Below are 14,824 nucleotides of genomic sequence, written 5' to 3'. Positions count from 1 at the left end.
AAAGTAACGAGAATGCGACACGCAGTTATTCAAGGCATTTTCCTTCTATTTCAAGAAATTACTTATTACGTTTCTTTTCTTTTTTCCCATGTCAGTCTTTTTGAGGATAAAAAACTGTAGCAGACAACCTGCTGCTGTCAGTATAATTCCGAGGCCCAGAGTCACCGGTAAACTTGTCAGCCCCAGGGAACTGTATATCTCTTCATAATCTAAGGCGAATACACCCAGCATGAATCTGCCCCATGTTACTGCAAGCAGTGAACTCGGCAACACTGAAGAATACTCTTTTGCACGAAATGTGGCAACTGCTGCGATTATCGAAGCCAGAAGTGTTATCACAAACACTATCATGTTCCATCTGCTAAAGCCAGAATCTGACAATAAAATCATCAACAAAATATTAACATTCATCAGCAGAAATGTATTAATTACATCTCCCAGATTTCTTGCCTTTACATATATTATTACCAGTATAATCAAGATTATTACCGTAAGTACCGCTTCTATCCCGCCAGAACTCCCGCCATCGCCATCTTCATCCATCGAAAAGCTATACAAAAACCAAAAAATCGGCATCGGCAAAGATAAAAACCATATTAAGTAGTAAACCTTCTTCCAGTAAGAGCCTGCAGCCCAGCACAATATCATGGCTGCCAGCCCCAGAATCCCTAATACCATTTTTCCGCCTCCATTCTTTTTGATGCCTCAGTATAGCATTTTCTTTTTACATATTTGTTCTTTTTTATCTTCCGGTGCTGTACTTCACGATCAGCAGCTCCACACTCAGCACATCCTGCAGTCTGCCCGTCTTCACTGCTTCCTCCGAATCCACAAAATCCACTTCCGCCTGTTCAAGCTCCTCCGTACTGTACGCCCGTGCACAGGTCAGCAGATTCCGTGCCGCAAACGACGGCACACCAAGTCTTGATGCGATCTCACTCTGCGCCGCACCCTCTCCTGACATCTTCTTCGCCAGCGTCATCTGGCGGAACTGCTTTGACAGAAGGAACAGAATCCTCATCGGCGGCTCCCTGAGGGTCAGGAGGTCATTGTAGAGATCCAGCGCTTTCCTCTGGTTCTTCTCCGTAACTGCACGGACCATCTCAAAAATCTTATTCTCCGTCCGTGTCGTACATATCTCCTCAATATCCTCTGCCGTAACCACATCACGTCCCATCGTAAACATGATCAGCTTCTCCAGCTCATTCCGGATATTTCCCATGTCCGTCCCTGTCTTCGTCAGAAGAAACTCCATATCACGTGTCGTGATCTTTCGTCCCTCACGTCCGAGGATTCCTGCCGCCCATCTCATCAGAGTTTTTTCATCCTGTTTTGCGAACTCCACGATTCGCCCTTCAGCCTTGACTGCCTTGTACATACGGCTTCGTTTATCCACTTCTTCTTCCACAAAAACCATCCGCACATAATCCGGCAATGTCTTTATATAATCAGCAAGTTCATCACACTTGTTCTTAAAAAAACCAGAGTTTTCCACAAGAATCACCCTGTAATCCGCAAAAAAAGGCATCGTTTCACAGAGATCGATCATCTCCCTCACTTCGATTCCCTTTCCCTCATATTTGCTGAAATTCATTGTATCGTCATCCGGGTTCAGAGCTTTTATCAGTTTATCCTTGTACTGGATCTTCAGATAGGCTTCATCCCCGCACAAAAGATACACTCGCCTGAAATTCCCTGTCTTGATATCTTCCTGTAAATTTTTCACAAAAAAATCCTCCTGAAAATTGTCCCTGTTCTTTCCTCATAAACAGAAAAAATAAGATTCCCGTTCTCTTCTCTGCCATTACAACTCAGTTTTCCAGCCGGATACAGATCCATAGAACTGTTGAAACGATACAGCTGCAGCGCATGATTTTCTCTGATTCCTTTCGGCTCAATAACAATCGTATAAACAGTTTCCCCATTCGGCACAATTGGGTCAAATGTAAAATCAAGCTGAGTTTCTGCAATCTGCTGTGCACTCAGAAATGCTTCTGCCAGTTTCTTCCCTTCTTCATCCTGAATCAGCATCTGACACCCACCGTCCGGTACTGCACCATTTTTGAGATAGCCCTGTACCAGAATGTGATCAAACGCCGATGAAGCCACAAATGTCTGCGTAACCCTGTCACCAGAAACAATATCCTGAAGATTCTGTCCCACCCGGTAAATATTCCGGACAGAAAACTCTCTCCACTCCGTTTCTTCCACAAACAACGGTCTGTACAGCAAAATCGCCAGCATCACAGCCAGGATTGCAGTTACTGCTCCCCAGCCTCTTTTTCGGATCAAAACCGGCACAATATGTTCTGTTTCCAGTTCCCCATTCTGCAGCAAACGGCATCCATCTGCGGCAAGAAAAAGCAATATTCCCACCATTCCAATACTGTAACGGTTCTGTGCCTCCCACATCAGATAGAAAAGAATATTTCCAAGCAGCACAAGCCTCAATAGCATTCCTGTGCCCATCCTTCCACTTATCATAGATGCAGCCGTTCCTGCCAGCGTCAGAAACAGAATCATCACATAAAAAATCTGCGCCCAGTATAGAAACAGATCATTTTTTTCTCCACAAATATATTGAAAAGCTCTGGAATCTTTCAATGGATAAAGCCATTCCGAGGATAAAGCCATTCCGACTGAAACCCGCAGGAACCATCCTGCCAGACAGTCAGCATTTTTTCTCCCGCAAGAGAAATTGTACCTTTTACACCCAGATTTCTGATTCTTTTCCCTGCTTCCTGCAGATCTGCTTTTGTCTTTGCTTCTTCTCCGGGGATCCGGGCTGTAAATTCTACATCTTTCTTTTTGTAAGTTCCATCTCCTCCAACTCCCATCATTACAAAATGAGCCGGTGGAAATGCTTTATCGGAACTGTCAAAATCTGCATAATGATTTCGAAGCATGCCTGTCCCGGCCCAAGTCAGACCACATATCACCAGAAAAGGAATCAGACATGCAGCCAGTCTGCACCGATTCCAGCCTTTCACACAGACTGCCATGATCAGAAACGCAATCAGAAGGATTCCCTCTGTTATCCGGATTCTCATTCCGACCGCAGTAAAAATCCCCGTACATGCCGCATAGATTATCTGACTTCGTAAATTCACCGCTTTCCACGTCTTCCATCCGAAATAAATTCCCGCACTCAGAAACGGAAGCAGGCATACAGTTGTATAATGCCACGGAATCCATATATAAATAATCGGATCAAAAAGACTCAGAACCGCCACAAGAAATCCCCGATGGATATCCTCAGTTTCACATGCCAGTTTCCACATGAACAGCAGCGCAAGATCAATGCTTACTAGTCCCAGAAGATGAGAAGGCCAGTATAAACCGGATACTCCCAGTTTTCCCGCAGCTTTTAGAACCCAGTACAGCAAAATCGTAACCGGATGATTATGTGGATAACGCTGAAAATACGAATCATAAAAATCCGGTGAAATATGTCCATCCGTCTGCATATACCAGGCTTCATCCAGAACCAGAAGGTTATCATACCCTACCCAGTAACGCACATAATACAGATACAGGAACTGTAATACCAGAATCAGGAGGAAAACAATGGCAGTTGCCTTCATAAGTGTATGTTTTTTCCATGAGCGGCACCAGTCTGCCAATTTCACAAACAACAGCAGCAGAAATATACTTCCTGCCAGGATCAGTGGAAACACCGTTCTGTTTTTCAGTATGTTTTTTGCCTGGGGAATGGTACACAATGCATGAAAAAACACCCACCCAAGACACCCCAAAAGCAGGAATGATGTCAGATACAAAACCGTCTTTCGCATACGCTCCATGTCTTCCACCTCCTTCTGATTTATTTTCCTGTTTATCATACTACAAAACAGCTGTAGATTCTACGCTGTTTTTTCGTTACAAAAAGTTTTCATACGTATAGAATGCCCATCTGTATAAACCGTGATCGCCCCGTTTTTCATCGTATATTCCGTCCGGATCCCGTTCTCTTCAAGACGTGCCGTCGTTTCCGGTGACGGATGCCCATACGTATTGGATTCCGAGCAGGAGATCACCGCAAGTTCCGGCTTTATCTTATCCAGAAATTCCTGGCAGGTAGAATACCGTGACCCATGATGCCCTACTTTAAGAAAATTCACATCATCAAGTTTCGGAAGCAGCTTTTTCTCCGTCTCCGCTCCGATATCACCAGTAAAAAGCCCCCGGAATTTCCCGTACCGTAGTTCCATCACAATCCCTTCTTCATTTACATCCGTCCCCTTCGCACCTGTCTCTGGCGACAGGATTTCCAGAGAGCCATCCCCAAACCGCAGTTTCTGCCCCTGATGAAGCCTCAGCACAGAAATCCCGCACCTCTTCGCCTGCTCCTCCAGTTCATAATAGACCTCCTCCGGTGCCTTCCAGTCCGGGAGGAGCAGATTTTTTATACGCAGTGTTGTGAGATGTTTTTCCTTCAACGTCAGCAGTTCCTGTACGCCACTGATATGATCAAGGTCCGTATGTGAGATCAGCATGGCATCCACCACCGAAATCCCCTGATTTTTCAGATATGGAAGGATCTGATACGACGCAACCTTTTTCTTACTGCTGCTTCCACCATCCACCATGACCGTTTTGCCGCCCGGAAGCTGTATCACGATCCCGTCCCCCTGTCCGATATCCAGACAGGTGATCGAAATCAGATTTTTCTGTCGGAATCCCAGAATAAAAATGCTCACACAGACAACAGCAACACAAATTCCTCTCGACAGGACTCTCCACACACGGTACGCTCCTTTTTCCTTCAGGAACAAAGCGATCTGTATCCCGCCAAACAGAAGGACATAATACACCACGCACTGCCATATCTCCGGCGCGCCGCCGATCCATGTACAAAACGGAACGGCCCCTGCCAGCACGCAAAGTTTCTCGTAAAGCATCAGCAGGATTTTTCCCGGAATCAGACAGATCCCGGCAGCGGAAATACTCATAAATCCAACAGCCACACAACACAATCCGCAGATCAGCACCACACTTACCGTAGGAAGCACGGCCAGATTCAAAACGATTCCCAGAACTGATACCTCACCATACATCCGAAGAAGCACCGGCAGCGTTGTAAGCTGCACGGCAAAGGATGACAGAAGTGTTTTGACCCACGCACGCTCACTGCCCACCAGACGGTTCAGGGCAGGTGCCACGATTCCCAGACCTGTCACTGCCCCGAATGAAAGCAGGAAGCTGCTGCTGTACAGGTACGCCGGTGTATCGAGCAGCAAAAGTATCGCAGACACAGCCAGTGCAGTCAGGAAATCATAGCTTCTCCCCAGAATCCGCGCTCCGACTGCCAGCACAAACATGCAGACAGCGCGCATTGCGGACACACTGCTTCCTGTCAGCATCCCATACTGAAGGATCACACTCAGTGAAAGAAATCCTGCCCATCCATTGCCAAATGAAAGCTTCTTGAGTAACGAAAACAGTCCCATTCCGAGTACGCTGATGTGTAGTCCGGAAATAGCCAGGATATGCACCATCCCCGCCATCTGATACCGCAGCCTCACCTCCTCATCCAGACCGCTTTTTTCTCCCAGCAGCATCGCCTGGTAGATTCCCGCATCCTCTCCCGCTGTTTCCTGCAGGATTTCGCCGATTCGCCCCCGAAGTTCTGTCAGGAACTGTCCATACTTTGAATAATTCCTGCCTTTTTTCTGTACAATTCCATTTTTCAGGAAATAATAAATTCCCTGGCAGGCATAGTACTGCTGCGAATCAAATTCGCCTGGATTTCTGGGTGCAGAAACCCGCTCCAGCTCACCACCGACCTGGATAACCATACCTGTTTTCAAATTTTCTTTTGCATTTTTCTCCAAAAACACTCTTATATTTCTGATGGGAATTCGCTCTGACTGACAGAGCAGAAAGACTTGTTTAAGATAGACAGAAAGAGAATATTCCGTGTCCTGGCACCGCTGTACTTCCCCGCAGATCACAGCCGATGGATGTGACTCTATATATTCCCGGACCTCACGTGGCAGCGGATTCCCTCTTATAACAGGAATCCCTGCCAGGTCCAGAATACACAGACACAACATCAGGAACACGCACGCACAACACACTGGTCTTTTACGCATTCCCTGTCCTTTCTGTATAGAAATGCCTTATGATTCCTCGTCCTCATCCGGAATTACAAGGTCTTTGTTTTTTTCATAAAATTTGTAGAGCGGCAGATTCTTCTGGAAGTTTCCTCCACTGTTTCCTTCAATGGAAATCTGTACCTTATCCGCCTCACAGGAATCCACAATGGAATTCACCACCGAATAAACAGAAATATTTTCTGCCACATCCAATGCTGCATCCTGGAACTCACTGTTCAGGTCAAGATAACAGATTCTGTCTGCCGTAATCACATTGATCGCCATAGTATTCTCTGGAATCGTTGCATAATGTCCGTCCTCCAAAGGTCCCTTGGCAAGCTGTTCCAGAACAACACGCTCTTTTGGGAGCGTCCTTCTGTAACAAACATTTCTTGTTTCTTTCAGAAGTCTCTTGCCGCTCTTGTCTGCAAAATACAAGGTAAACGTATCGTATCGATAGTTGTCCTCATTTTTCTTTGATACTTCCACAAATGTACTGTCCGTCATATCCCCGATCTCCTGGTTTCTGGAGTCTTTAAGCGGCTGACCTGCCACTGTAAAACGGATCTTCGCAATATCCGGTATCTGCAGAAATGTCTGGACAATTCCATCTCTGGTAAGAACTTCCCTTACCTTGCTCATTTCTGAATATTCTTTGCTGAAATCTATGATCAGCAGATTATCCTGCAGATCATAAGAACTTACAGAAACATTTTCCGGAAGAAGACTGATTCCGTCTTCCAGTACTTCTCCGTTCCCTAATTTCTGTAACAGAGCTTTTACCATGTATTCTTTTGTTTCTTCTTTCGGCTCATAGGGTTCACTCTTGAGCGCAGTCTCATTTGTATTGAGATAATAAAAATTATATTTACTGTCTTCTTTCTTTGACTGTATGGTTTCTATGCTGCATCCTGCAAACAAGGTACAGACCATCAGCGCCAGAAGAAGCACTTTTGATATTCTCTTCATCCGGCACCTCCTACGGAATATATGACAGTGGGACACGAACGGAAAAAGTAGTTCCTTCCCCTTCTTTGCTGAATACCTTGATCACTCCATGATGCATGCCGATCGTACTTCTCGTGATCGCAAGGCCAAGTCCTGTTCCTCCGATCTCTCTGGAATGAGACTTATCCACCCTGTAAAATCTCTCAAAGATACGGCTCAGAGAATCCTCCGGAATACCCATTCCGGAATCGGCAACTGTCACATAGAAGAACTTGTGATCCGCATCCAGCGACACTCTTACCCATCCGTCGTCTACATTGTACTTGATCGCATTTTCTACCAGGTTACTGATCGCAGATGTAAATTTCAGCTCGTCCACATCTGCCTCCACCGGGCGGAAACTGTCAAGAATCAGATCGATGTTTCTCTTGTCCGCGATCGGACGCAGGCGCTTCAGGATATCCTCCAGCAGCTGGTTGATCGACATATGCTGGATCTGAAGATCTGCGTTTTTCTTATCCATCTTGACCAGCGTCAGAAGGTCAGTGATGATCCTGTTCTCACGGTCGATCTCCGCTGTGATGTCACGCATAAACTCCTGATACAGATCCTCCGGGACACCCTGCTGTCCTACCAGAGAATCTGCGAGGACTTTCATGGAAGTCATCGGAGTCTTGAGTTCATGAGAGACATTTGATACAAACTCCGATCGTGACTCATCCAGAACTTTCATTCTGGCAAGCATCTTGTTAAAGGCATCTGTGATAAGTTCTGTCTCTGTATAGTCCGGCACACTGATCTCGTCCTGCTGATAGCCATCTGTCAGGTCTTCAATTGCCTTGGTAACTCTCGCAAGCGGTTTTACCAGGACAGTCGACAGGATATACGCCAGAAACAGCGATAATACAATAATAATACAGATGATCAGGATTCCTTTCTGCTCCAGATCTCCTGCTATGGCAGCGATCTCACTTCCGGAAATATTCACCAGCATGGCTCCCTGAACCTGAGACACATCTGCACTTTTGACCGGAACTACCAGTTCGATCATCTGTCCGATCTTTTTAAACTCGTCAGAATCACCATTCTTAAAACAGCGTATCACCTTGGACGAAACAAGAGTTCTACCCTCTTCCACATGATAGGTATCTCTGACTATCTTGAAATCTCTGTCAACCACAAGGATTCTGCCGCCATAGACATTAGACAATAACTCCAGCTTGCTGTTGACAGCCTCGGAGCTGGAGTCATTGAGATAATTTTCCTTGATGATCTGGTCGCAGAGAATCGCGCATTCTGTGCGTACTGCACTCACACTTACTTCCACTGCCTGATTTTCGTAATAGTGTATCATCAGTTGTGTCACGATAATTCCCGGCACGATTCCCAGAATAATAAGGATAATAAAGATACGAAAACGCAGACTTTTAAAAAATTTTGTCTTTTTTTTCGTTACCATGGGTTATGCCTGGAAATAGTATCCTACGCCCCATTTGGTGTGTACATACTTCGGCTCACTGGGATTCGCCTCAATTTTTTCACGAAGACGGCGGATATGTACATCGACAGTACGGACATCACCCGGATATTCATATCCCCATACGATATTCAGAAGATTCTCACGGCTGTAAACCTTGTTCGGGTTGAATACCAGAAGTTCCAGCACATCAAATTCCTTCGCTGTCAGATTGATCTCTCTGTCTGCAATAAATACACGACGGCTCTCGCAGTCCAGCTTAAGGTCACCTGCCTGGATTGTCTTTGCTTTTTCTTTCTCTTCATGTTCAGAACGGGCACGACGCATAATGGCTTTGATACGTGCCTTGACCTCAAGGATGTTGAACGGTTTGGTGATATAATCATCTGCACCGTAGTCCAGTCCCAGGATCTTGTCCATGTCTTCGCCTTTGGCAGTAAGCATAACGATCGGCACATTGGAAAATTCCCGGATCTGCTGGCATACTTCCAGCCCGTCCATCTTCGGCAGCATCAGGTCCAGAAGGATAATGTCGTATTTATTCTCCTTCGCCTTCTCCACCGCTTCTTCTCCATCGTAAGCACAGTCCACTTCCATTCCGTCCTGTTCCAGATTAAAGCGGATTCCTTTTACGATCAGTTTTTCGTCATCTACTACTAAAACTTTTCTGCTCATTCCATTCTCCTTATTTTACTGCAATCTTATCCTTTATCATTGAAAAGGTACTTTCTTTGATTCCGGGGACCTGCATGATCTCCTCGATGCTGGAAAAACCTCCGTGTTCCTCCCTGTATGCAAGGATCGCCTGTGCCTTGGAATCTCCAATGCCTGACAGTGTCTTGAGCGTCTCGGCATCTGCTGTATTCAGATTGACAATTCCATCTTCTGTACCCATGCTTTCTCCCGTTCCTGTAGTCTCAGGTACCGCCGGAACAAAACTGCCCTCCTCTGCTTCCTGAACAGTCGGTACATAAACCTGCTGTCCGTCACTGAGTGGCTGTGCCTGATTGACAGAAATTCCGGAAGCCTCTTCCGTCATTCCTCCCGCTGCCTCGATCGCCTGAAAAACACGGCTGTCCGGATCCATCTCATAGACTCCCGGCTGATTCACAGCGCCACAGACATCCACAAAAATTTCCTGCGGTTCAGGTGTCACTGACGGAATTTCGTCAGTCATCTCTCTTTCCTCCTGCTCTGTTTCTTCTACAGTATCAGAAGTATCTTCCTGGCTTTCAAGCAATATCTCATCACTTCTCGCGCCACATCCCGCACAGAAAATCCCTGTAAAAAGCGCGATCGACAAAAGCACTGTACAGTATTTTCTTATTGATTTTGTGATAATACCGGTTCACTCCCTTCTATATTAAGGCAGTCTCCCCCCGGTATATACTTGACCATGTCTTATTTTACCCAATTCCCCTGTGTTTTACAATAGGAAACTTCTATTCTTCCAGGATTACCCTTATTTCTGCCATTTAAAGATCACGATCCCGGCGATCGCGATCAGCATTCCCAGGACTTTTCTCCACTCAAAAGGCTCTTTATCCACGCCAAAAAGCCCCATCAGTTCGATCAGATATGCAACGATCAGCTGCGAGATCACGATCAGCATGGCTGCTTTTGCAGGACCGAGTGCGCCCATGCTCTGGATCACGGTGATCGTGATAAATGCTCCGATCACGCCTCCAAGAAGTGTGTATTTATTCTCCACCTGCCATAACGCAGAAACGCTCTGCCGCCCTGTAAAAAGCCACGCGGCAACGCAGACTGCAAAAGCCGAGAGCTGCACCCAGCCCGTCGATACCCACAGGCTGCTCTGTTTCGTCACTTCCGTATTAAAAACTCCCTGAATACTCATCAATGCACCTGAGATCAGTGCTGCAAGAAATCCCCACATAGTAATATCCCTCCGCAATATGCAATGCAATAAAAAGAGACTGGTTTATCAATTCCAGTCTCTTTATCCTGTTTAATATCAGCATATACGGATCTCGGTATTTTTATACACTTTAATATCTGCTGTTATTTTTCACTGTTTCTGAACTCTTCGTCCTTTTTCTGTGCTCTTTTTTTCTTGATCCACTGAAATCCCTGATAGAGCAGCATTCCTACAATGTAGATAACAATGACTGCACCGAACATATACATCGTGGATCCTGTTGAATTTCCCATACAGCACCTCCTATTTCAGACGTTTTTTAGAAGACTGCGCAGTACTTTTGTTGAAAGCAGCCCCGCTGCATCCGCCGCAGCTTCCACAGTTGCCGCTGCATCCACTGCAGCCCATGTGTTTACCTTCTTTAGCATTTTTTACATTTTTGTAGATTATGTATGCACAATATCCAAGGATCAAAGCCATGATAATAATATTTGCCAGCATTTCACTCATCCTCTCTTTAAATACTGCCAGTCATATAAAGTGAAAACAGAGGCCGGACACATCAACTGCATCCAGCCCCTTTATTATTTCATAATTTCTTATGCCTGTACAGAACGTTTGGAATAAACTTTCTGATCTTTGTATGGATCTGGTCTGAACAGCAGGAACAGCATTGCGATAAGTACTACGAATCCTACTACAGTACCGATACCAAATGCTCCACCAGTTACGAAAGAACCGATCTGATAGAAGCAGAGGCAAACGATGTAAGCGAATACGTTCTGGAAGAGAATTGCGAACCAGAACCATTTCTTGTCGTTCATTTCTTTTGCCATTGTTGCGATAGCTGCAAGGCAAGGAGAATCAAGAAGGTTGAACATCAGGAAGGAGAAAGCTGCGATTCCTGTCGGGAACCAGCTTGCAACACCTGCTGCAACGTTTACTGCATCTTCTGTATCACCAGCTACGTTAGCCAGGACACCCATTGTAGATACGATAGCTTCTTTTGCTGTGAAACCGGAGATAGAAGCTGCTACCGGCTGCCACTCGCCAAATCCAAGTGGTGCGAAGATCGGAGCGATCACACCGCCGATTGCTGCCATAAGGCTGTCTGCGCTGTCTTCTACCATACCGAATCCACCATCTGTGAATCCAAATCCACCAAGGAACCACATTACTACACAAGCAAGGAACAGGATTGTACCAGCTTTGATGATGAAGCCTTTCAGTCTTTCCCATACGTGAAGGAGAACTGTCTTAGCCTGCGGAATATGATACTGCGGAAGCTCCATTACGAACGGAGCCGGTTTACCGGAGAACGGTTTTGTTTTCTTAAGAATGATCGCTGCTACAAGTACAGCTACGATTCCGATAAAGTACATCAGAGGAGCGATAAAGGAGCTCTCTGCATATCCTGCGGTCTCACCAGCAATTACACCACCCATAAGAGCGATAACCGGAAGTTTTGCACCACAAGGAATAAATGTTGCTGTCATGATAGTAAGACGTCTGTCATTATCCTGCTCGATGGTCTTGGAAGCCATGATTCCAGGGATACCGCATCCAGAAGAAATAAGGAGCGGAATGAAGCTCTTACCGGAAAGTCCGAAGTGACGGAATACACGGTCCATAACAAATGCGATACGTACCATGTAACCACAGTCTTCAAGGATGGACAGGAACAGGAACAGGATCGCCATCTGAGGAACGAATCCAAGTACTGCACCAAGACCACCGATGATACCGTCAACTACAAGTCCCATTACCATATCGCCAGCGCCGATGCTGCCGAGGATATTGCTTGCGAAGTCCTGAATAGCTACTACGAATACATCATTTGTCCAGTCTGTTACGAATGTACCAACTGTTGTTACAGATACATAATATACTAACCACATGATCGCGATGAAGATCGGGATACCAAGGATACGGTTGGTAACGATACGGTCGATCTTATCGGATACGGTAAGTTTGTCTTTACCTTTCTTAACAGTTGTGTTTACGATCTTCTGGATGAAAGTATATCTCTCATCTGTTACGATACTTTCCATATCATCGTCATGTTTCTTTTCGATTGCCTGACGTTTGCTGTCTACAGTAGACTGTGCAGAAGCGGAAAGTTTGATGGATTCCTTTACTTTCTCATCGTTTTCAAGGAATTTGATCGCATACCATCTCTTCTTGTCTTCTGTGATAGATTCCGGAAGAACATCCTTCACATCAGCGATAGCTGCTTCCATTTCTTTGGAGAAGACTTCTTTTGGAAGATCAGCGCTGCTCTTCTTTGCTGTTTTGATTGCTTCGTCGATCAGTTTGTCAAGACCTTCGCCCTTCAGTGCGGATGTCTCAACGATCGGGCAGTCAAGCAGCATGGAAAGACGCTTAACATCGATCTTGATTCCTCTTTTTTCAAGAAGGTCTGCCATGTTCAGCGCGATGACAACCGGAACACCGGTCTCAACAAGCTGAGTGGTCAGATACAGGTTACGCTCGATGTTTGTTGCATCGACAAGATCGATGATAACATCTGGGTTCTCTTTCAGGACATAGTCACGGCTGACTACTTCTTCCAGAGTGTATGGTGACATGGAATAGATACCAGGAAGGTCAGTTACGATAACATCCTCGCCTTTTCCTCTTTTGCCTTTTAATTTACCTTCTTTTTTCTCTACAGTAACTCCCGGCCAGTTTCCTACATACTGGTTAGCGCCCGTTAATGCGTTGAACATTGTTGTTTTACCACAGTTCGGGTTGCCGGCAAGTGCAATCTTAATTGCCATTTTTTCTTACCTCCTTAATCCCTCTTTGTTGCAGCCATAAGGCCGCTCAACAAAACTTTAATTCTTATGTACAGAACATGATTCATTGCTGGGAACAGCAATCCTTATTTTACCTGTACGCACTGAGCATCGTTCTTTCTTACGGATAACTCATAGCCTCTTACAGTGATCTCAACAGGATCTCCAAGCGGAGCGACTTTTCTGATGTAGATTTCGCTTCCTTTGGTGATTCCCATATCCATAATGCGTCGTTTGTAAGCGCCGTCTCCCTCAATCTTAGTTACAACAACGGTACTTCCGACTTTTGCCTCACCTAAAGTCATTGTTCTGTCTCCTTTCCTCTTGTTGATTTATTATATATACTTGACGCCCCTGACGAAGTGCTCCATTGCTTCGCAATTCCACACTTCTACAGACATTCGGAATCCGCTGATTTTCTTCGAAAATCGCTACTTCCTCATGTTTGGCGGGTTTCAAATTCATCCGCTAATGTATGCAAGCATACAACGTGGCTGCAATTTTAAACCCTGGGGCTGTCAGATCATAATATGCTTTGCCATATCTGAGTTGACTGCTACACGGGCATCTTTGACGTTAACGATTACATTGCCGCCGATCGCAGACACTACTGAAATCTCTGTACCTGTTACAAATCCAAGGTTTGCGAGAAATCTTCTTGTTTCTTCATTTCCACCGATCTTGAGAATTGTATTTACTTCGCCGATTCCGGCCATTGTAAGTGGCATCATGGTATCTACTCTTCTTTCTCTAATGATAATTTTTTTCGTTTAAAAAGACCGCAGTCACAGACCACTTCCTTTTTCTACTAAGTTAGTATATTCTAACGTTGGTAAGCTGTCAAGCACTTTTTTTCGTTCTATATAACCTGCATTCGTTAATCATAACCATAATTTGCATCATAAAACTTTTATTTGTTGCAAGTGACTCTTGTTTGTTATATACAATATTCGTTCGTTTTGCATAACTATTGTGCAAATTTGTATAAAAAAATTCCTGCCTTTCCGGGCAGGAGTCTCTGTTTGTGCCAAAATATGCAATTATAAAAAACATTGGATTTTTGCGGTTTTCTCTGCATTCATCTTGTTCCGGACGCGAAAATATGATATGATATCAATAATACAAAGCAATACGAGATTATGCAAACAAACGCATGATTTCTTTCAGCAGAATTGGGGTGTAAGAATGCATACAAACGAATCCGCCGAAAACTATCTGGAAACGATTCTTATCTTAAGCAAATCCCATCCGGTCGTTCGCTCCGTAGATGTTGCCTCTGAACTTGGATTCAAGAAATCCAGCGTCAGCGTTGCCATGAAGAAGCTTCGTGAGACCGATCAGATCACCGTATCACCTGAGGGATACCTTTACCTGACCGAATCAGGACGTGCAACCGCAGAGAAAATTTACGAGCGTCATCTCTTTCTTTCTGAGTGGCTTGAGAAACTGGGTGTTGACCCGGTTGTTGCAGCAAGTGATGCCTGCAAGATCGAGCACGTGATCAGTACCGAGAGCTTTGCCGCGATCAAGAAACACATTGATCTTAACAGTATGGAATAATATATTTCTATCAGATATCAGATTTGTACAGTAGTTTCAAAAGGCAGGAGCCTGGCAGTTACGC

Annotated in this window: 16 protein-coding genes; 1 reads left to right on the top strand and 15 read right to left on the bottom strand. The window is 45.1% G+C overall.

Annotated elements, in window-relative coordinates:
- Positions 1-45: 45 nt before the first annotated feature.
- The 15 genes from QZL69_RS02370 to QZL69_RS02300 form a co-directional block, all read right to left on the bottom strand.
- Positions 46-678 carry a hypothetical protein gene (locus QZL69_RS02370; RefSeq protein WP_022213623.1) on the bottom strand — a complete coding sequence of 211 codons (633 nt, stop codon included), beginning with the start codon at positions 676-678 and terminating at the stop codon, positions 46-48.
- Positions 679-742: 64 nt separating this feature from the next.
- Positions 743-1,726: a DNA polymerase III subunit delta gene (gene holA, locus QZL69_RS02365; protein ID WP_022213622.1), complete on the bottom strand. Its 984-nt coding sequence runs from the start codon at positions 1,724-1,726 to the stop codon at positions 743-745.
- Entirely contained in the window at positions 1,723-2,526 is an 804-nt protein-coding gene (locus QZL69_RS02360; protein WP_291517929.1) for a hypothetical protein, read from the bottom strand. The genes holA and QZL69_RS02360 overlap by 4 nt, the downstream gene beginning before the upstream one ends.
- Before the next feature lie 74 nt (positions 2,527-2,600).
- Positions 2,601-3,584 (bottom strand): glycosyltransferase family 39 protein, encoded by a 984-nt coding sequence (locus tag QZL69_RS02355; protein ID WP_291517928.1) that lies wholly within the window; start codon positions 3,582-3,584, stop codon positions 2,601-2,603.
- Between the two features lie 279 nt (positions 3,585-3,863).
- Positions 3,864-6,056 (bottom strand): DNA internalization-related competence protein ComEC/Rec2, encoded by a 2,193-nt coding sequence (locus QZL69_RS02350; RefSeq protein WP_291517930.1) that lies wholly within the window; start codon positions 6,054-6,056, stop codon positions 3,864-3,866.
- A 66-nt stretch (positions 6,057-6,122) separates the two neighbouring features.
- Positions 6,123-7,067 (bottom strand): GerMN domain-containing protein, encoded by a 945-nt coding sequence (locus QZL69_RS02345; protein ID WP_022213618.1) that lies wholly within the window; start codon positions 7,065-7,067, stop codon positions 6,123-6,125.
- A 10-nt stretch (positions 7,068-7,077) separates the two neighbouring features.
- The gene (locus QZL69_RS02340; protein WP_022213617.1) at positions 7,078-8,505 is read right to left on the bottom strand and encodes a sensor histidine kinase; all 1,428 of its coding nucleotides are present in this window, start codon (positions 8,503-8,505) and stop codon (positions 7,078-7,080) included.
- A gap of 3 nt (positions 8,506-8,508) precedes the next feature.
- Positions 8,509-9,198, bottom strand: coding sequence for a response regulator transcription factor (locus QZL69_RS02335; RefSeq protein ID WP_022213616.1), 690 nt, complete (start codon positions 9,196-9,198; stop codon positions 8,509-8,511).
- Positions 9,199-9,208: 10 nt separating this feature from the next.
- Positions 9,209-9,832, bottom strand: a complete 624-nt coding sequence (locus tag QZL69_RS02330; RefSeq protein WP_227222800.1) for a helix-hairpin-helix domain-containing protein — start codon at positions 9,830-9,832, stop codon at positions 9,209-9,211.
- A gap of 153 nt (positions 9,833-9,985) precedes the next feature.
- Entirely contained in the window at positions 9,986-10,420 is a 435-nt protein-coding gene (locus QZL69_RS02325; RefSeq protein WP_022213614.1) for a DMT family transporter, read from the bottom strand.
- 125 nt (positions 10,421-10,545) lie between these two features.
- Positions 10,546-10,695: a hypothetical protein gene (locus QZL69_RS02320; protein WP_022213613.1), complete on the bottom strand. Its 150-nt coding sequence runs from the start codon at positions 10,693-10,695 to the stop codon at positions 10,546-10,548.
- 10 nt (positions 10,696-10,705) lie between these two features.
- Entirely contained in the window at positions 10,706-10,903 is a 198-nt protein-coding gene (locus QZL69_RS02315; protein ID WP_022213612.1) for a FeoB-associated Cys-rich membrane protein, read from the bottom strand.
- 98 nt (positions 10,904-11,001) lie between these two features.
- Positions 11,002-13,182 carry a ferrous iron transport protein B gene (gene feoB, locus QZL69_RS02310; RefSeq protein WP_022213611.1) on the bottom strand — a complete coding sequence of 727 codons (2,181 nt, stop codon included), beginning with the start codon at positions 13,180-13,182 and terminating at the stop codon, positions 11,002-11,004.
- A gap of 104 nt (positions 13,183-13,286) precedes the next feature.
- Complete coding sequence (locus QZL69_RS02305) at positions 13,287-13,505, bottom strand: FeoA family protein (protein WP_022213610.1); 219 nt, start codon at positions 13,503-13,505, stop codon at positions 13,287-13,289.
- A 213-nt stretch (positions 13,506-13,718) separates the two neighbouring features.
- Positions 13,719-13,928 (bottom strand): FeoA family protein, encoded by a 210-nt coding sequence (locus tag QZL69_RS02300; protein ID WP_118252927.1) that lies wholly within the window; start codon positions 13,926-13,928, stop codon positions 13,719-13,721.
- Positions 13,929-14,385: 457 nt separating this feature from the next.
- Here QZL69_RS02300 and QZL69_RS02295 point away from each other — a divergent pair, with 457 nt between their 5' ends.
- On the top strand, positions 14,386-14,760 hold the full coding sequence (locus QZL69_RS02295) for a metal-dependent transcriptional regulator (protein ID WP_022213608.1): 375 nt from the start codon (positions 14,386-14,388) through the stop codon (positions 14,758-14,760).
- The last annotated feature ends 64 nt before the right edge of the window (positions 14,761-14,824 follow it).

The sequence above is a fragment of the Blautia sp. CAG:237 genome, from assembly GCF_000436615.1.
GTDB lineage: Bacteria > Bacillota > Clostridia > Lachnospirales > Lachnospiraceae > Blautia_A > Blautia_A intestinihominis.
This window is presented reverse-complemented; position numbering and strand designations above follow the sequence as displayed.

What these genes read in the sequence shown, in the direction of transcription:
- QZL69_RS02350 (WP_291517930.1), bottom strand. Translation starts at nt 6,056, where the DNA reads ATGTTGTGTCTGTGTATTCTGGACCTGGCAGGGATTCCTGTTATAAGA.
- QZL69_RS02315 (WP_022213612.1), bottom strand. Translation starts at nt 10,903, where the DNA reads ATGCTGGCAAATATTATTATCATGGCTTTGATCCTTGGATATTGTGCA.
- QZL69_RS02320 (WP_022213613.1), bottom strand. Translation starts at nt 10,695, where the DNA reads ATGGGAAATTCAACAGGATCCACGATGTATATGTTCGGTGCAGTCATT.
- QZL69_RS02295 (WP_022213608.1), top strand. Translation starts at nt 14,386, where the DNA reads ATGCATACAAACGAATCCGCCGAAAACTATCTGGAAACGATTCTTATC.
- QZL69_RS02305 (WP_022213610.1), bottom strand. Translation starts at nt 13,505, where the DNA reads ATGACTTTAGGTGAGGCAAAAGTCGGAAGTACCGTTGTTGTAACTAAG.
- QZL69_RS02355 (WP_291517928.1), bottom strand. Translation starts at nt 3,584, where the DNA reads ATGAAGGCAACTGCCATTGTTTTCCTCCTGATTCTGGTATTACAGTTC.
- QZL69_RS02370 (WP_022213623.1), bottom strand. Translation starts at nt 678, where the DNA reads ATGGTATTAGGGATTCTGGGGCTGGCAGCCATGATATTGTGCTGGGCT.
- QZL69_RS02345 (WP_022213618.1), bottom strand. Translation starts at nt 7,067, where the DNA reads ATGAAGAGAATATCAAAAGTGCTTCTTCTGGCGCTGATGGTCTGTACC.
- QZL69_RS02340 (WP_022213617.1), bottom strand. Translation starts at nt 8,505, where the DNA reads ATGGTAACGAAAAAAAAGACAAAATTTTTTAAAAGTCTGCGTTTTCGT.
- QZL69_RS02335 (WP_022213616.1), bottom strand. Translation starts at nt 9,198, where the DNA reads ATGAGCAGAAAAGTTTTAGTAGTAGATGACGAAAAACTGATCGTAAAA.
- QZL69_RS02325 (WP_022213614.1), bottom strand. Translation starts at nt 10,420, where the DNA reads ATGTGGGGATTTCTTGCAGCACTGATCTCAGGTGCATTGATGAGTATT.
- feoB (WP_022213611.1), bottom strand. Translation starts at nt 13,182, where the DNA reads ATGGCAATTAAGATTGCACTTGCCGGCAACCCGAACTGTGGTAAAACA.
- QZL69_RS02300 (WP_118252927.1), bottom strand. Translation starts at nt 13,928, where the DNA reads ATGCCACTTACAATGGCCGGAATCGGCGAAGTAAATACAATTCTCAAG.